This window comes from Ectothiorhodospira haloalkaliphila ATCC 51935 (assembly GCF_000633935.1).
GTDB classification, from domain to species: Bacteria; Pseudomonadota; Gammaproteobacteria; order Ectothiorhodospirales; family Ectothiorhodospiraceae; genus Ectothiorhodospira; species Ectothiorhodospira haloalkaliphila.
Map to the genome: position 1 here is coordinate 541,377 of NZ_KK214998.1, position 18,269 is coordinate 559,645.

Annotated in this window: 13 protein-coding genes; 12 read left to right on the plus strand and 1 reads right to left on the minus strand. The window is 65.3% G+C overall.

What is annotated here, in order from left to right:
- Positions 1–125 precede the first annotated feature (125 nt).
- From ECTHA_RS0110395 to ECTHA_RS0110450, 12 genes are all read left to right on the plus strand, one after another.
- Complete coding sequence (locus ECTHA_RS0110395) at positions 126–2,288, plus strand: vWA domain-containing protein (protein WP_238624155.1); 2,163 nt, start codon at positions 126–128, stop codon at positions 2,286–2,288.
- Between the two features lie 10 nt (positions 2,289–2,298).
- A complete protein-coding gene (locus ECTHA_RS20560; RefSeq protein WP_275259820.1) occupies positions 2,299–3,051 on the plus strand; it encodes an ABC transporter ATP-binding protein in 753 nt (250 codons plus the stop codon).
- Complete coding sequence (locus ECTHA_RS0110405; RefSeq protein ID WP_025280838.1) at positions 3,048–4,886, plus strand: FtsX-like permease family protein; 1,839 nt, start codon at positions 3,048–3,050, stop codon at positions 4,884–4,886. The genes ECTHA_RS20560 and ECTHA_RS0110405 overlap by 4 nt, the downstream gene beginning before the upstream one ends.
- Positions 4,876–6,555 (plus strand): SUMF1/EgtB/PvdO family nonheme iron enzyme, encoded by a 1,680-nt coding sequence (locus ECTHA_RS0110410; protein WP_238984820.1) that lies wholly within the window; start codon positions 4,876–4,878, stop codon positions 6,553–6,555. Before ECTHA_RS0110405 ends, ECTHA_RS0110410 begins: the two co-directional genes overlap by 11 nt.
- Positions 6,556–6,584: 29 nt before the next feature.
- Positions 6,585–7,229, plus strand: coding sequence for a glycine zipper domain-containing protein (locus tag ECTHA_RS0110415; protein ID WP_025280840.1), 645 nt, complete (start codon positions 6,585–6,587; stop codon positions 7,227–7,229).
- A complete protein-coding gene (locus ECTHA_RS0110420; RefSeq protein WP_025280841.1) occupies positions 7,226–7,768 on the plus strand; it encodes a hypothetical protein in 543 nt (180 codons plus the stop codon). Before ECTHA_RS0110415 ends, ECTHA_RS0110420 begins: the two co-directional genes overlap by 4 nt.
- Positions 7,765–8,892 carry a S41 family peptidase gene (locus ECTHA_RS0110425; RefSeq protein WP_026623719.1) on the plus strand — a complete coding sequence of 376 codons (1,128 nt, stop codon included), beginning with the start codon at positions 7,765–7,767 and terminating at the stop codon, positions 8,890–8,892. Before ECTHA_RS0110420 ends, ECTHA_RS0110425 begins: the two co-directional genes overlap by 4 nt.
- Before the next feature lie 80 nt (positions 8,893–8,972).
- The gene (locus ECTHA_RS0110430; RefSeq protein ID WP_025280843.1) at positions 8,973–12,359 is read left to right on the plus strand and encodes a hypothetical protein; all 3,387 of its coding nucleotides are present in this window, start codon (positions 8,973–8,975) and stop codon (positions 12,357–12,359) included.
- Positions 12,360–12,392: 33 nt separating this feature from the next.
- On the plus strand, positions 12,393–14,255 hold the full coding sequence (locus ECTHA_RS19050) for a formylglycine-generating enzyme family protein (RefSeq protein WP_051582638.1): 1,863 nt from the start codon (positions 12,393–12,395) through the stop codon (positions 14,253–14,255).
- Between the two features lie 129 nt (positions 14,256–14,384).
- Positions 14,385–14,654, plus strand: coding sequence for an Lrp/AsnC family transcriptional regulator (locus tag ECTHA_RS0110440; protein WP_025280845.1), 270 nt, complete (start codon positions 14,385–14,387; stop codon positions 14,652–14,654).
- Positions 14,655–14,731: 77 nt separating this feature from the next.
- Positions 14,732–15,310, plus strand: a complete 579-nt coding sequence (locus ECTHA_RS0110445; protein WP_025280846.1) for a hypothetical protein — start codon at positions 14,732–14,734, stop codon at positions 15,308–15,310.
- A gap of 94 nt (positions 15,311–15,404) precedes the next feature.
- Positions 15,405–16,718, plus strand: a complete 1,314-nt coding sequence (locus ECTHA_RS0110450; protein WP_025280847.1) for an NERD domain-containing protein — start codon at positions 15,405–15,407, stop codon at positions 16,716–16,718.
- Between the two features lie 62 nt (positions 16,719–16,780).
- Here ECTHA_RS0110450 and ECTHA_RS0110455 read toward each other — a convergent pair whose 3' ends face one another.
- Positions 16,781–18,256, minus strand: a complete 1,476-nt coding sequence (locus ECTHA_RS0110455) for a RimK family protein (RefSeq protein WP_025280848.1) — start codon at positions 18,254–18,256, stop codon at positions 16,781–16,783.
- Positions 18,257–18,269 lie beyond the last annotated feature (13 nt).

Sequence of the window (18,269 nt, forward strand, 5' to 3'; positions counted from 1 at the left end):
TGGCGGCAAGTCTACACCAGGGTTGACAGTGGTCCAAAGCATGGTTGACACGCTGACGACTCGCCATGTGCGGGCGCGGGGAGGATGATGTGATCATTGCCCATGTTGTTGTCTGAGGAGGTGCCATGACCATCCCGGAAATTTCCGCTACCCGACGCCCGGTGCTGTCGCTCTGCCTGCCGCTGCTGATGGCTTTTGGTCTTGGTACGGCCCAGGCCGACCTTTCGGCGCTGGAAGGCACCGTGGGTCATGCCCCGGCGGGAGGGAGCCCCTCTCTCTGGGACCTGGAGGGCGACACGGGCCACGCCGCTGCGGCATCCGAGCCCCGGGATGACGGCATTCGCTGCGCGGGGGAAGGGCCGTGCGTGGAGGTGTCCACCGAACTGGCGCTGCGGGTGCTGCCGCGCCCGTTCTCCCATGTGTACGCCGAGCGCCAGGCGGATGAGTCGGCCATCATCCAGGCCAATGTGGCAGCCTTCCGGCCACTGTATGTGTTTGCCCGGGAGGGGGTGGATCTGGACCGCGGCGGAGATCCTGAAGGCTGGTATCAGGTAGGTCAGGGCCGGGACGCCCCGCTGGGCTGGATGCAGGCCCGTGATGTATTCGAGTGGCGCCAGGCGCTGCTGGTGTCCTACACCCATCCGGGAGACCCCATCGAGGGCCGCAGTCCGGTGCTCATGTTCCAGGACCTGGCCTCGCTGGAGTCCCTGGTGGACGACATGGACATGGCGGGTCGTGCCCGATCCCTGTATACGGACATCCGCGAGGGTGAGGTACCCGAGTCGGTGGTAAGCATGGAGCCGGAGCGTTTCGTGGACATTACCCGGCAGTTCTACATGCTGCCGATCCTGGACTGGGAGCAGACACGGATACGTGGTGACGATGCCCGCCTGTTGCAACTGGCGGCGGCGGTGCCCCGGGCGCGGGGCGCCGACACCCTGACCAATCCCGAGTATGCCGACCAGTCCCGTGTGGGACGCGGCGAGGCAGGTGCTGGACTCCAGGATCTCAAGGTGGACCTGGTGTTCGTGATCGACACCACGCGCAGCATGCAGCCGTTCATCGACATGACCCGGGACGCGGTGGCGCGGATGACGCGTGAGTTCACCGGCGAGACCTCGGCGCGGTTTCGTTTTGGTCTGGTCACCTTCCGTGACAGCATCGAGGTCATCCCGGCGCTGGAATACGTGACCCGCAACCACACCCCCGAACTGGTGGACGGCGAAGCGCTGGTGGACCTGCTGGCCCATTCGGCCCGGGCCACCGAGGTGGGCAGTCTGGACTACGCTGAGGAGGGGTTTGCTGGCGTGGACACGGCGCTGCGCTCTGCCTGGCGGGAGGATGCCCTGCGTTTCATGATCCTGGTGGGGGACGCCAGTTCCCATCCCAAGGGCCATGCCCAGAACGTGACCGGCAAGGACGAAGTGGACCTGCGCCGGGAACTGGATGATGCCCAGGTACACCTGCTGGCCATCCATCTTCAGGATCCGCGTGCCGAGGCGGACCATCCCATTGCCCATGCCCAGTTCAGTCACCTGTCCCGGGTGCGGGGCGATGCCGGTCGTTCGGCCATCGAGGCAGTGGATGCCTTCGAGCAGGCGCAGTATCTGGCCCTGGTGGAACAGGTGACCGATGACATCAACAACCTGCTGCGGCAGGCCATGGGTGGCCCGGCCGGCCCGGCGGCTTCGACAGGGCAGGTTGCCACGTCCACCGCCGGTACGGGCGATGCCGAGCTGGAATCGGTATCGGCCCTGTGGCAGGCGGCCCTGGTCGAATACATCGGCCGCGAGGCCACCCCCCCCAAGGACATCGTGGCCTGGTCGCTGGATCGTGACCTGGTGAATCCGGCGGACCGGTCGCTGGATGTGCGGGTACTGGTCACCCGTGAACAGCTGAGCACCCTGTCCCAGTCCCTGGACCGGGTGGTGCAGGCGCTGATGCGGGCGGAGGTCACCCAGGCGCAGTTCTTCGAGGCGCTGCAGGGGGTGGCCGGACAGACCATGAAGCAGCCCGACGAGATCGGCCAGGGCGCCCAGCTGGCGGATACGGGTCTGTTGCCGGCGTTCATCCAGAGCCTGCCGTATCGCAGCGACATCCTGTCGCTGACCGATGAGATGTTTGCCAGCATGACCACGCAGCAGCGTGCCGAGCTGGAGTGGAGCCTGCTGGCCAAGCTGGAGCAGTACCGTGCCATCAACGAGCAGGTGGATGTGTGGTTCCAGCTCAACGACACGGATGACGACCGGGACCGGGTGTACCCATTGCACCTGGATTACCTGCCCTGAAGGAGCGACCGTGTCCACGCCCATGATCCGTATCACCGGCCTCGGCAAGGACCGCTCCCAGGGAGGGAGTGTCTTCACTCTGGAGGTGCCACAGTTCTCGGTGGAGCCGGGTGAACTGGTGGCCGTGGTGGGTGCCAGCGGCTGTGGCAAGAGCACCTTGCTGGACATCCTCGCCCTGGTGATGGCCCCCACGCGGGCCGAGGATTTTGGCTTTCGCGCCGGTGAGGCGGATTCGGAGCATGATATCCGCCGCCTCTGGCGCCTGGGGGACGAGGCGAGCCTGGCGGCCTTGCGTCGGGATTATCTGGGCTATGTGCTGCAGACCGGGGGCCTGCTGCCGTTTCTCAGTGTGCGGGAGAATATCGAACTCTCGGCCAGAATCCGTGGTTGTGGTCCCGCCGGGCAGCGGCTGTACGTGCTGGCCGAGCGTCTGGGCCTGGAGGGTTGCCTTGATCGCATGCCCGGCGCCCTCTCCGTGGGGCAACGTCAGCGGGTGGCCATCGCCCGGGCCCTGGTGCACGCCCCGCGACTGGTCCTGGCCGACGAGCCCACGGCGGCCGTGGACAAGGCCCGTGCTCGGGCAGTGATGGCCGATCTGGAGGCCCTGGCCCGGGACGAAGGGGTGGCCGTGGTCCTGGTGACACATGATGTGGACCTGGTCAGCGGTCATGCCGATCGTACTTACACATTCGATGTGGTGCAGACCTCGGAGAATGTCACCCGCTCCACCTGTTACCCTCTTCAACAAGGGGTGGCCGCGTGAAGCATCCTGTTCCGGCACATCCCATCAGACTCATACCGGGGCTGGCCGCTTCCCACCTGCGTCACGACTGGATCCTCACCCTGTGCCTGGTGGTGGCCCTGGCGGCGGTGATTGCCCCGCTGCTGGTGCTGATGGGCCTCAAGAGCGGCACTATCGAGACCCTGCGGGAGCGGCTGGTGGAGGACCCGGTCTACCGGGAGATCCGTCCAGCCCATACCCGGGAGTTCCCGTCGGAGTGGTTCGAGCAGGTGGCCCGCTGGCCGGGTGTGGATTTCCTCACCCCCACCATCCTGCCCCTGTCCTCCGTGCTGCAGGTGGTCCACCCTCAGACTGGTCGCAGCGAATTGTTCGACCTGATCCCCACCGGACCCGGCGATCCGCTGTTGCTGGAAAACGGTGCCCGCATCCCCGGCGATGGCCAGCTGGTGCTGTCCGCAGAGGCGGCCCGGCGCATGGGTGTCTCCGCCGGGGATGCGTTGCAGGTGAGGGTCACCCGCACCCGGGGTACACGCACCGAGGAGGCCCGCGAGACCTTCCAGGTGCTCTCCGTGCTGGATGCCCGCGCGGGCAGTCTGCCCCGGGTGTACGCGCCGCTGGATCTGGTGGTGGACGTGGAGGCCTACAAGGAGGGCTATGGCGCACCTGACCGGGGCTGGGCCGGAGACACGCCTGAGCCCTTCCTCAGTTTCGATGGTGCCATCCTGCTGCTGGAAGAGCCCCTGGACCCCATTGCCCGTACGGGCCTCATCATCAACACGGGTTTTGCGCGCCTCGCCGATGCCGATCGGCAGCAGTCCCAGCAACGTCTGGGTGTGCCGGTGCCCGAGTCACTGACCGTCTACGATGTCTTCACCCCTGGTAGCGCCGTCACCGTCTCCAACCTCAGGGCCATCGAGCAGAAGCTGCGCGGACGCGAGGCCGTGGTGCTCCCCTATGTGGACGCGCTTCCACTCGTGGACGACCAGGGTCGAAAAATGGTGCTGGCCGGCCTGTCCTTGTCGCCTCGCCAGGCCCGATTACTCCAGGCCCCCGTGCCGCCATGGGGCGGTTTTACCGGCCGTGCTGCACCGGCAGGCGAACTCACCTCCGTGCTGGTGCCCAAGGATCATTCCAGTGACTCCGTACAGGTGGTCAGTGACGGGGCGAACACCCTGACACTGCATCTGGATGTCGTCGGGGCCGGCGACTGGCAGCATCCGGTGGTGCCGGTGGAGTTGCTGGGCGTGCTGCGCACTGGCACGCAGCGGGCCCTGACCTATCGCGCTGATACGGGAAGCTTCGAGATGGCGCGGGGAGGCTACCGGGGTTTTCGCCTCTATGCCCAAAGCATCGACGATGTCCCCGCACTGGCAGCGCGCCTGCAGGAGCAGGGGCTTGAATTCGTGGCCCAGGTGGAGGCCATTGAGCGTATTCAGGTGCTGGACGAGGGGTTGGGGCGGCTGTTCTGGCTGATCGCCCTGCTGGGCATCAGCGGTGGCACGGCGGTCCTGGTGGCCAGTTTGTATGCCGCCGTGGAGCGTCTGCGTCGGGACCTGGGCGTGTTGCGCCTGCTGGGGCTGGCCCGTTGGCATGTCTTCTTCTTCCCCGTGGCCCAGGGGGTGATGATTGCGGCCCTGGGGCTGCTGGCGGCACTCGGTGGATACGCGTCTCTGGCCTGGGCCATCAACCGCACCTTTGCCAGCGAGCTGGCACCGGGCGAGCGGTTCTGCACCCTGCCGGGTGAGCAGATTCTGATAGCCATTGCCGCCACCCTGGCCCTGGCGGTGCTGGCCTCGCTGGTGGCCGCCTGGCGGGCCACCCGCATCGATCCGGCGGAGGCCATTCGTGAACATTAACCTTCCTGTTGCGCGCGGCCTGGGGGCTTTGCTCTTCTGCCTGGCCTTGTTGATGGCACCGCTGACCGGCCTTGCCGAGGTACCTCCCCAGTCGGTCTTCAACCCCCGCCCCGCCGCGGGTGACCTGATCCTGCCCATGCCCGACGGGGCCGAGATGGTCTTTCGTAGCGTATCGGTGCCCGGGCAGGGTTTCTGGGGCGACCGGGATCGGGTGATCCAGATCGGGGATGCCAGCGGGGGCATCTTCGAGGGGCTGCAACGCACTCAGATCAGTGGCTCCTTCGCACGGGATGATGGCAGCTGGTATCTGGTGCTGGGCAAGTACGAACTCACCCGGGCCCAGTACATCGCCGTCATGGGCCTGGAAACCCTGCTGGAAACCAGCGGTGATCCCCAGGTGCGGGAGCTCCCCCAACTCAGGGGGCGGGAGTTGCGCGATGCCCTGATGCAGCCGCTGGCTTATGTGAGTCATCAGGACATCCAGGCCTTCCTGCGGGCATACAACCACTGGCTGTTCGATCCTGATCACCCTGAGCGCCGTGCCAGGCTGCCCCGGGTGGATGGGGTGCCCGGTTTCATGCGTCTGCCCACGGAGGAGGAATGGGAGTATGTGGCCCGGGGCGGCATGCCGGCCCTGGAGGCGGGTACCTTCAATGATCGGTTGCCATTCCCCACCCGCCAGGCGAACGAATACGCATGGCATCTGGACAATGCCCGCCATGAATTGCGCCCGGTGGGTTTGCGAGAGGCCGACGGGCTGGGCTTTCACGACCTGCTGGGCAACGTGCAGGAGATGACCTCGGGCCTCTTCCGTCCGGAGATCTGGCAGGGCAAGCCGGGGGGTGTGGCAGTACGGGGCGGCAGTGTCTCCACCCCCGCCTCGGAGCTGCGCAGCTCCCTCCGTGCCGAATTGGACATCTATGCCTGGAACGCCGACGCAGAACGGGTGGAGGAGCGACGTTCCTTCAACACCGGGGCCAGGCTGGCCATTGGTGCCAACGTCCTGGTCAGCTCCGCCCAGCAGGCGCGCATTGAGCAGGAGTATGAGGCCTACCGCGAGGATCTGCGCCGCACCATGCCGGTGGGCCGCACCCTGGACAACCTGGTGGCCCAGGCCTCGGTTCAGTTGGGGACGGTGGATCCCATCCTGGATCGACTCATGGCGCAAAACCCCGACCTGGTGGAGCCGCTGCGGGCCGTGCAGGCGCAGATGGACCGGGCACGGGAGCGACTGGAACTGGCTCAGCGTGAGAGCGCCCGCAGCCTGACTCAGGATGCCGCCCGCAACGGCGTGAACCTGAGCGTGTACCTGTCCCGCCTGGCGCGTCTGGACGACACCCTGGGGCGGGCCCGCCGGCTGGCGGAAATCTCCACCCGCTATCAGGACCAGGTGGATGCCGTGGAGCGCTCCATTCACGACCTGGAAATCGCCGCCGGCGAACAGTTGCGGGGCTACCAGGACAAGGTGGCCGAGCTTGGGGACTATGAGCCCCAGTACATCGAACACGCCTTCCAGGTGCTGGATGCCACGGAGTTGCCGCCCCGTGAACGTCTGGTGATGGAAGTGCTGCGCGAGCACGTGGACGTGTTCAGCGAACAGCGTCGCTCGGACCCGCAGGTCTGGATGCAGGATTTCCGCGAGCGCTTTGAAGGCTTTGAAGACAATTGATCACGATATCCCTGCAGGGGGCAAGCACCATGAACATCATCAAAACCACTCTTCCCGTCATCCTCGCCGGTGCCCTCGTCACCGGCTGTGCCCATATGGATGATACGGATCGCACCCGTACCGAGGGCACGGCAGCCGGCGCCCTGCTGGGGGGACTTCTGGGGTATGCCGTGGACGGTGAGCGCGGCGCCGTGATCGGCGGCCTGCTCGGTGCCGGCGCCGGTTATGTGGTGGGCAATGAGGTGGCCAAGCGCAAGAAGGCCTACGCGACCACTGAGGACTTTCTGGACGGTGAAGCCACCCGGGTGGCCGAGTTCAATACCACCACGGTGGCCTACAACCAGGAGATGAAGACCGAGATCGCCGCCCTGGAGCGGGAATCCCGCGACCTGAGGGCCCGCTACGATGCCGGCTCCGAGGACAAGAAACGTCTGCAGGCTCGGCGCCAGGATCTGCAGCGCCAACTGGCTCGCAGCGAGAAGCTGGAAAAGGCCCTGGAGGAAGAACTCAAGGTGCAGGAGGCCATCCTGGCCGAGGAGGGGAAGGACCGGCCCGCCAATGATCCCTACCTGGCACGCCTGGAACGGGAAGTGGCCGAGTTGCAGGGCAATCTTGAAGAATTGCGCGAGGGTAGCAGCCAGTTGGCCCGCATCGATCAGAGGCTGTCGGTATGAGACGCGTGACATTGATGGTGGCCGTGATGGGCTCCCTGGGCCTGGTGGGCTGCGCCACCTCCACCGACCCCCGTGAGGGTGGCCTGCTGGGGGGTATCCAGGGGATGAGCACCGGCGCCTACGATCAGCGGGTGCAGGAACGCGAGGATCGTCTGGAGCAACTACGCCAGACCCAAAGGGAACTGCAGACCGAGCGTGAGGACCTGGAAGCCCGCAAGGCCCGCCAGAGCCGCGAGGTGGCCCTGGAGCGGGAGCGTCTGGCGGCCCTGGATCGGGATGTGACCGGTCTGAGTCGTCAGGTGGAGGGGCTTTCCGCCCGCCATGGCGAGGATGATGCCCGGGTGAAGGAATTGCAGACGCGCCTGGATGATCTCCAGGGACGCATGCAGTCCCAGCAATCCGCCCTGGACGCCCTGGAAGGCACGGGAATGGGGGATACGGAAACGGACCTGCGCCGTCGACAGCTGGAAGAACAGCGCAACGCCCTGCGCGAGGAGTTTGATCTGCTGATGGAGTTGTCGCTGGATCTGGCCAGATGAGGAGAGTGGCCCTTGCCCTGCTGGTGCTGGGCCTGATCGTGCCAGGGCCGGCCCTGACCGAGGCGGCCGCGCCCCTGGATGAGATCCGCCAGCTGTTGCGCCAGCACCTGTACGAGGCCCCGCCGGAGTCGGTCCTGGCTGGGCTTCGGGCCGGCCACCTGAATGCGGATCTGGCCAGCGTGGACCCGTATGCCCGGCATTTCCCCGACAGGGAAGCGGCACGGCTCGATCGTGACGCGCCCACCTGGACGGGCATCGGCGCGGATCTGCAACTGGAGTCGGGCCAGGTGTGGCTGCAGACCTACCAGGGTGGCCCGGCAAAACGGGCCGGCCTGCCGGATCGGGCCCGATTGCTGGAGATCGATGGTCAGTCGTTGACGGACTGGCAGGCGGATGCCTTGATGAATGCGCTTCGCGGCGAGGCGGGTTCCCGCGTGGAACTGACATGGCAGGAGAGTGCCGCGGGCCCCAAGCGCAGAACGGTGCTCACCCGCGAGCCCTTCCGACCCCTGGATGTGGAACTGGTGGAGCCCTGGGACCGGGGCGTGGTCCGGGTGCGTGATTTTCTTGCCGGACGCACCCGACCCGCCCTGATGGCCACCTGGGACTTCCTGGATCGGGTGAGCCCCGAGGCCTCCGACGCGGATACCCCCCTGGTGATGGACCTGCGCCATGCCGGTGGCGGTGACCTGCATGAGGCCCTGGACCTGGCGGGGCTGTTTCTGCCGCCGGGGGCTTCCCTGGGCGGCGTCATGGCACGCGGCGGGGAAATCCGCAGCTTCAGCGCCCCCGAAGGGGCCAAGCTCTCCATGCCCCTGGTATTGCTGGTGGGCCCGCAGACGGCCAGTGCGGCGGAGGTGTTCGCCGGCATCCTGCAACACCATGGGCGCGCCCGTCTGGTGGGTCAGCCCACCTTCGGCAAATGCAGTTCCCAGACCGACCGACGTCTGTCGGATGGCTCCGTGCTGCGGTTCACCAACCGTGAAGTCCTGTTGCCCGATGGCCAGAGCTGCAGTGGTCGAGGCCTTCGCCCGGATGTGGAGGTGGGGGATGCCGTGCTGAGCGACCTGCAACGCCTCATGTCGCTGGCCATGGCCCTGGAGGCGGGGCGGGGAGTGCAGTAATGACCAGGTTTCCACATGCAGGGTGGCGGTCCAGGCCCGGACGCGGGGCCGGCAGGCATGGATTCATCCTCCGGTGTGCCATGGCGCTCGTGCTGTTCACCTTGTGCGGCGTGGCCCAGGCCTGGACTCCCGGGCTGAAAACCGCGGCACAGATGGTGGCCCAGGGGACTGCCACACCGCATCAGGAGATGCTGGTGTTCTTCTCCAACCGGGAAGTGAATCTGGCCGCCGTGTGGCGCGAACTGCCCATCGATCAGTACAACGCGGTTCAGGAGCATTTTCACGCCCTGAACCGCCAGTTTTCCCGTCAGGCGGTGGAGAATGCCGGGTTTCGGGCCGAGTTCGGCGGGCGGGGCTTCAATCCCGGCACCGACACCGACGTGAATGTGCTGGCCACCGGCGGGCGTCGCATCACCCTGGAGGATATCCAGCGGATCGAGGCCGAATATCAGCGTGTGATCCGTGAGCATTTCGGTCGCCAGGGGGTCCGGACACCGGTGGAGCGGTTCGACACCGACACGGACTTCATGCCCCACCCCAACCACACGGACCAGTTTGATCAGATCGTCCGGCACATCAACCAGCGGGGCGGGACCGCCTACGCCACGCCGGGGGCGGTGCGTACCCAGATGGCCCTGGCCCAGGGGGCACCAGGGGATTTCATCCCCATCAGCATCAACGACGCCATGGACTTCTCGGCGGAGATGCGCCGCCTGAGTCAGGCCAGCGATCGCAGCGCCAACGCCTGGCTGCGGGAGGCGGAGGCGATGCAGCCTGTCAATCCCCGGCGGGCCGAACTGTTTCGGGCTCAGGCGCAGCTGGCGGAATCCCAGTCCGCCAAGTACATCAGCCGTCAATTCAGCCTGGACAACCACCTGCGGCTGCAGCATGACCTGAACCCCGTTCCCCTGGGGGATACCGGCCTGGACCAGGCCCTCTCCAGGCTCCATGACATGGGTCGCGGCGTGGCCACGGCCAGGGATGCCGCCGCGGTGCGTGCCATGAACCGACACGGCCTGCAGCGTGCCTCGGATCAACTGGTGGACACCTTCGGCACCCTGGCCCGCCTCAACCCCACCCAGGGTGGACAGTTCAGTCGGGCCATCGCCCAAGAGATCAGCCGCATGAGTCCCTCCAAGGCGGGTGAGGCCATCGGTCGTCTGGAGCGTAGCGTCGGCGGCGACTTTGCCCAGAGCGTGGCCCGCGAAACCCGCAGACTCCATGCCACGCGGCGCATTGAAGCGGTGCCCAATGCCGCACCTCCTCCACGGGGGGTGAGCGCCGTGCGGATCATGATGGCGGGTGTATCCGGCTATTTCATGGGCAGGGAAGGGGTGTACCACGCCCTGGATCAGACCGAGGCCGACGATACGGCATTTGATTTCTTCATGCGCGTGTACCAGAACGCCGCCTGGTATGGCACCGGCGTGGGCCATGCCTACGAAGAAGCGGAACGGGCCGAGATCCAGCGCTTCATGCGCGAAGTGGAGCGAGGCAATGATCCCAGCCTCACCCGCCATGTGTCCGCGACCCTGCTGCAGATCCCCTATCTCATGGCCAGGGACAGCGTCACCGGCATCCTGTACCTGCCCGATGCCATTGTCGAGGCCATCACCGGCACCAAGGAAGCGGAGGCCCGGGAGCAGGCATCGAAGGAGTTCCTGGCCGAAATACGGCGGCTGGTGCGTCATCGCGAGCAGATCGATGAGGCCTTTGCCCATGCCGAGGCAATGGGTGTCAGGCCGGAGGATTCGGATCGATTCCTCGATTGTCTGTGCAATCAATGCGGCGGCATGCTGGGGGGATACTTCTGCGTGGGCTCGGGTTGCAGACGCCCCATGGGGTCGGGTCCCTGCGTGTGCAAGGGCCCTCTCAATACCTGGAATACCCCGATCCCGAGTGGTACCGAGGATAGCCTGGGTTGCTTCAATGCCATCACGCGCAGAAACCATCAGGAGGCACAGGCGGTTTTCGACAGCTGGCAGGCGCGTATTCCCAAGGAAAACTACAAGAGCGTCGAGGCCGACGTGGAAGAGGTCAAATGGCTCCTGGAGCAGGGTGACTTTGAACAGGCAGCGCGTAGCTATCAACCCATTGCGCCGGTACTTGCTGGGGTGGTGGATGCCATCGCCACGGATGACGGCGTGATGCACACGCCGCTGGATCGGCACCTGGAGGGGCGTATTGCGGGAGAGCTCATCAATCAGGCCCGTGATCACCAGGCCCGGCAGGAATATCAACAGGCCCTGGACGCCTATCAGGCCGCGTTGTCTGTTTGGCCTGATGATGAGGTGAAGGCCAGGGCAGCACGGTTGGAGAGATACCTGGCCGTGCAGGACCCCCAGGAGGCCGCCAGCAGGGCCGAAGCGGCTCGCGTGGCTCCCGGTCAGCCGGGGGACGACAGGGAGGGGATGGCGTTGACACCGCCAAGGGAACAGGCCATGGCGATCGAGCGCGGATCGCTGGATGGCCAGCAGCGGGAGCAGGCACATGAACTCCGCGTGGAGGGGCATGGGCACCTGACCGTGGAAGTGCAGGCCGATGGCGATCTGCAACTGGCTCTGCAGTTGCGGCATGCGGAGGGTGCGGATGTGCTGACTCAGGACCGTCACGGACGCCGGGACAGCCGACGGGTGGAGCAGCCTGATCTTGCCCCGGGTCTTTACGAGGTGCGGGTCCTGCGCCAGAGCGGGGAGGGGGATTACGTGCTCACGCCCCAGTTGCGCAGGGTGTCCATACCCAATGACCGGGAACCCAACGATTCTGCCGAGCAGGCGCAATCCATTCCCGTGAATCAGGTCTCCACCGGCTTGCTCGGCTATCGCAACCACGAGGGTCGGGACACGGAAGACTGGTACCAGGTGACGTTGCCTGCCCATGGGCGACTGACGGTGGACATCGAAGCCGAAGAGGCCCTGCGGCTTGCCGCGCAGCTGAGGGATGAGGCGAGCACGGGAGTGCTGCATCAGGACCACCACGGCCGCAGATCGCAAAGGCAGCTGGAACGGGCCGATCTCGCGCCTGGAACCTACCATGTACGCATCATGCGTCATGAGGGTCATGGGGGATACACACTCTTGCCTCGACTGGACGCCGTGGGCGAGGCCGGTGAACTGGCCCGCCACGACAGCATGGAGCTGGCCCGTCCCATCGAGGCGGGGCATGAGGTCACCGGTCTGCTGGGCTACCGGGATGCCACGGGGCGCGATACCGAGGACTGGTTTCGCCTGACCCTCCCCACCTCCGGCCAGCTTTTCGTATACGTCCGGGCCGATGAAGATTTGCAACTGGCGGCGCAACTGCGTGATGCCGGTGGATCCCGCAACCTTGCCGAGGATCATCATGGCCGGGAATCCCGTCGTCGTCTGGAGCTTGGGGATCTGGAGCCAGGCACCTATTACCTGCGGGTTTACCGCCAGGCGGGGCAGGGAAGCTATCGACTGACCACGAGACTACACGCCAGGTAACGGTCGGATGGCACTGTCCTATAGGAGTGACCCATGTTCATCAATGCCGGATCTCCCTTGAAGGCGTTCCCCAGGGGCATCATCATTCACTTGGCGGTCTGGTTGCTGCTTTCGGCCTGCATGGTCGCTGCAATGGTCCAGGCAGCCACGGGGAACGATCAGCAACCACTCGCGCCGACGCCGGCACCTGCGGCCGAAGACAGCGCTCTGCCTGCCGAATTGGTGGAACTGGCGAGCGAAGGTCGGCTGACCGTTCGGGCCCTGCGGGGCTGGGACCAATTGCCGGAGCGCTTCAGCCAGCTCGCGCTGGATCTGCGCCCGCATGACATTGATCTGCTGAGCGCCAATCAGGACACGGTGGAGGCGCTGATTGCCCGCGCGGCGGATGCCCCTTATCTCTCCGAGCGGGTTCAGGAACTCAGGGAACTGGCGCAGCTGCTGGCCCTTTACGCGCAGCCGGCCCTGGAGACTGCGTCCGAGGGTACTGACGAATCCAAAAACGCAACACGGGTTGGATCCCAGGTCGAGACGCAGATCGGGCAGGGTCTGCCGCCTGATGGGGTGTCGGGGTGGGTCCTGGTGTCGGCCGAGCCCCGTTATTGGCAGAGCTCGGACAGTCGGCAAAGCACCTTTTCCTTCAACTTCAATACGGACAGTGCCGTCGATCGGGCCCAGGTCCGCCAGTCCTCTCGCGGCTACTCGCGGCTGGTCAACCTGGCCTTTGACTGGCGCTGGGACGAGCCGCCTCAATATGCCTTCAAGGAGGAGACCTGGGTGGGGCGGATCGAGTTGAGGAACGTCGGGAGCGATGTGGAATACCTGAGCGGTTCGGCCCCCGAGATCGATCCAATGTCCGGTGGGTTTGCCGTTGGCGCACAGTATCGTTCCGGTACGCGACCGATCATGGATCGCGGTTCGGCCGCCACCGGCCGGTTCTCGCCGGACAACCCGGATTCCGTGGGCACCCCGCTGGCCGAGGCGGAAATCCGTTGGCCGAATCGGGGTTGCCCAGGCGATCAGTTCACTGTCGAGCTGCGGGTCTCGGCCTGGTCGGGTCGCGGCACCATGGTCTGGACCTATGAGTATCATCCCAATGTGCGGCGCTCGCCCCTGTTCGCCGACGTGGTTGCCGAGGGGGCGCTGCAGAACCCTGAGCCTGCGGTGGTCGATCTGGAAACCATCCGGGATTGCCCCCAGTGCCCGGAGATGGTGGTCATCCCGGCAGGCAGTTTCGTCATGGGGTCACCGGAGTCCGAGCATGGTCGACATGAGCAGGAAGGGCCGCAGACAACCATCACCATCGCCAGCCGCTTCGCCATCGCCAGAACGCCGGTCACCCAGGCGCAGTGGTCCGCCTTGCTGGACTCCACGCCCTTCCGTTTTCCGGACTGCCCGGACTGTCCCGCCGACAACGTGTCTTACAGCATGGCCCTGGAGTATCTGCGTCGCTTGAGTGAGAAGACCGGTCACACGTACCGATTGCCCAGTTCAGCGGAATGGGAATACGCCTGTCGTGCCGGCACCGATCTGCGCTTTTGCGGCAGCAATCACATTGACGATGTGGCCTGGTACCTATGCAACAGCGACGGTCGGTCACAGCCTGTGGCCTCCAAGGCGGCCAATGCCTTCGGCCTGTATGACATGAGCGGCAATGTCATGGAGTGGACCCGGGATTGCTATACGGAAGACTATGAACTGATGCCGACGGATGGCAGCCCGCTCACGGAACGCGCCTCCTGCACGCTCAGGGTCTCCCGGGGGGGCGGCTCGTTCAGTGAAGGCGATCAGGTGCGTGCCGCGGCCCGGGGCGCGGGGGGCATGATGGGCATGGGCGATGATGGATTTCGGCCGGTCCGGGTTCTGCCGGACCCGGACCCGAGCGCGGAGGCGGAATGAGCCATGGTGTACCTGCCCTGACAGCCATGCCATGAGGCATGAGTCGCGGGGCTGGCGGGATTGGCGTTGTGCCCACCTGTTCAGGTATTTTGCTGTCCATCCCGACCCTTTCCCAACCGAGGAGTCCCCATGGTCACCGCCATCATCCTGATGAATGTCCAGCGTCAGAAGATCAACCAGATCGCCGAGGAACTGGCCGATATGGAACAGATCACCGAGGTCTTTTCCGTCAGCGGTCAGTATGACCTGATCGCCATCGCGCGCGTGCCCAGGAACGATGATCTGGCCGAGGTGGTGACCCGTCGACTGCTGACCATCGACGGCCTGGAGAAGACCAACACACTGCTGGCCTTCAAGGCGTACTCCCGGCACGATCTGGAGGCCATGTTCTCCGTTTGATGTGATCCCGACCGACCCAGGGCTGCGTGGTTTGCCTCGCGCCAGGGTGGGTATTCATTCATTTGCAAGGAACCCCCATGACCCAGATTCAGCATCGCGAGGCCTGGCTGTTGGCCTCGCGGGAGTTTGACGAAAATCGAAGTGAAAGCCTTTGGCAGCGGTGCCTGGAGCAGTGCGACCAGGACCCCAACGAGGCCAAGGCCCAGTACCTGAACGAGGCGGCCGCCCTCTACGACCAGCACCTGGCCCAGGGGCGTGGCGAGGGTACACCGCATCCTGACGGCTCCGGTGGGGTGCGCCGTGGCAGGCCACCCAAGCAACCCCGGGTGGGCCTCTGGGCGCGTCTGAAGGAGCCTTCGCCGCTCAACCCCGTGGTTGCAGCCATCCCGCTGGGCCTGGTGGCCCTCTGGATCATCCTGGGCTACATCTTCGCCCAGACCCGCCCACCCTTCGTGGTATGGGGTGTGTTGCTGGCCATCATCTACGTGCCGGCTGCCGCAATCATCGGGTATGCCGCCCTGTTCACCCTGCGTTATCGGCTCAGCGGGACCTTTCGGCGTGAGCGGGCCGCCGAAGTGGAGGGTCTGAGCCTCTGGGCCATTGTCTCGGTCCTGCTGTTTGGTGCCATCAGCACGTTTCTGCTTTGGGCCATGTAGCGTCGGGCTCCCTGCGCAGGGTAGATATGACTTATTTTTCGTGGGATATTGGCTACCCACATAAATACTCCGGGAAACCACAGGTAAGTGTGCCATGCTGATCAAGCCTGTTGACGACCTCGCCCCCCACATTGAGGAACTAAACCGTCTGCTTGAGCGGGCCAGCGAAGAACCGGCCCGGCAGATCCGGGCGAGGATCCTGGCCCTGGAGGGGCGGCTGGCCGCAGCCGCCGAACTGGATCAGCAACTGGCCGACTCCGATCAGGCTGTGGTCATCCATGACCTGCAACTGGAAGTGCGGGGCACGTCCGTTCACTTCGATCATGTGGTGTTCAACCGCCGCATGGAGGCGTTCGTGCTGGATTCCCGCTTCTTCAATACCGGGGTCAGGGTGGAGGCCGAGGAGCGCTTCTTCCATGTGGATGAGGAAGTGGACGGCAACCCGCTGGAGGTCATCGACCCGCTGAACGATCTGGCCGAGCAGGTGCGAGCCCTGGGCAACGCGGTGTTGTTCATGTCCTGGCCCCATCGTTTGGGCGTGAGGCTCATTCCACAGGTCCACGGCCGCATCGTGGTGGGGCCCGATGCCCATGTGCACCTGGCTGGCGAGCACAACCCGGGTGGCCAGGTCACCTGGCTGGAGGATGTTCTGGAACAAGGCCTTCGGGGCAAGCCAGGGCAGGGTGGAAACTACCTGGCCATGTTACGTGCCCTGGCCTCCACCGTGAGCATCCAGGCCCTTCAGGGCTGTGCCGAGGCGCTGGTCGGGCGGCATGTGGCACGTGCGCCGGATTATGAGGCCGAATTCGGCATCAGTGATCAGGCAGCCTCCCCCGGGGTGGCGCCGGAGCAGGCAGCACGGCCCGAGGATGCCGATACCGCGCCCGCCGCACCAGCAGCACCCAGGGAGGACGACGCCAAGCCCCGCACCCAACGGGGTCGTGCGGGCGCCCGTGGTGCTAGGAAGTCCTCCAAATCCGCCACCCAGGAGGGCGCGGCCCCCAAAGGAAAGGCGAAACCCGCAGCCCGAGGCAAGACCGGGGAGGCGGCCAAGGAGACCGCGGGCCAACGCCGCAGCAAGGCAAAATCTGCGGGGGGGAAGGCACAGAAGTCATCCACGGCGGCTTCCGATGCCCCCTCGCCACCGGCCTCCCATCGGGATGAAGGCCAGGCGTCCGAGAAGAAATTACCTTCCTCCCGTATCGCCTCCGCCCTGGGCATGAAGACCGCCCCTTTCCTCGACCTGCTGGCTGAGCAGGGCCTGCTGGAGCAAAAGGACGGCGCCTGGCAACTCACGGAAAAGGGGACCGAGCGCGGCGGCGAACAACGGGGCAGCGGCAACCGTATCTCCTTCGCCTGGCCTGAGTCGGTCAAGGAAGAGGCGAGGGCGGCAAGGGACGGGGGTTGATTCGGGCGGCCTCCTGCCATGCCTGGTGGTCTTCAAGGGAGATCATGACCGCGGGCTGTGCCCTAGCGCTTTCGGGTTAAATCCAGCCGCCGCACAAAATCCTCCAGAATGCGGCGGTACAGGTCCTCCTTGAGGAGGGCGTCCTCCACGCCCGCGTCCAGGCTCGGGTTGTCGTTGACCTCGATCACCATCATGCCACGGTCTGTCTGTTTCAGATCCACCCCGTAAAGCCCATCGCCGATGAGATTGGCGGCCTTGAGGGCCGTCTTGATCACCATGGGAGGGACATCCTCCACTGCCAGGGTACGCGCACCCCCTTGCCGCAGTCGGCCCTTGGCCTGGTGGTTCACGATCTGCCAGTGTTTTCGGGACATCAGGTACTGGCATGCGTAAAGGGGTTGCTTGTTGAGCACGCCAATGCGCCAGTCAAACTCCGTGTAAACGAATTCCTGGGCCAGGATCAGATCCGATTCCTTCAGCAGCCTGCGGCCGATCTCTTCCAGTTCGGCACGGTTCTCGGCCTTGAACACGCCTCGGGAGAATGATCCGTCCGGGATCTTCAGGACCACGGGATAGCCGATATGCTCCTCAGCGGTGAGGAGGTTTTCTCGGCGCAGCACCAGCGTGCGGGGCGTGGGGACCTTGTTGGCCGAGAGCCGTTCAGCCAGGTAGACCTTGTTGGTGCACTTGAGGATGGAATCGGGGTCGTCGATCACCACCATGCCCTCGCTGCTGGCCTTGCGAGCGAAGCGGTAGGTGTGATGGTCGATGCGGGTGGTTTCGCGGATGAACAGGGCATCGTATTCCGCCAGGCGCCCGAAATCCCGTCGGTCGATCAGGTCCACCTCCAGCCCCATGGTGCGTCCCAGGCGTACAAAGTGGTTCAGGGCCGCCCGGTTGGAGGGCGGCAGATCCTCTTCCGGGTTTTGCAGGATGGCCAGATCATACTTGTAGCTGCGGGTGCCCCGGGGTTTGCGCCAAGGGCGCTTGAGATAGGTTTCCAGGGCGCTGAAAAAGGCGTCCTCCTGCTCGGCATCCAGGCTGTTCAGGGCCATGGGCTTGAGGGCTTCGATCCGCCACTGGCCCACCAACCGGAATTCCACCTTGAACAATGGGGTGGGGAAGACGGTGAACAACTGCTGGGCGATCTCCCGTAGTTCCTTGGGTGCGCACTGCCCGAAGAAGACGGTGATCTCGAACGCCGTGGGTTCCAGTCCCGAGCGTTTGCGCCCCAGTACCCGGGCCACCTTGCGGTCGATGTCCTCGGTGTCCAGGCTGTAGATGGACTTGCGGGAGAGGTCCTGCAGGGTTCGCACCGAGGGCACCACCTTGTGTTGCCGGGCCTCGGCCAGCAGCGAACAGTAGTAACCCACGCTCAGGTAGCGAAGGCTGCGGCACAGGTTGATCACCCGCAAGCGGCTTTTGCCGGCGGCATGGTCCGGGTGGGTGAGGTAGTCCGCGGCCAGCACCACGGGGTAGTCCGGGAAATGGGGCTTCCAGTCTCCGGGTTGCTCGATGAGCAGGACATGATCCGACATGGGGGCTTCCTTG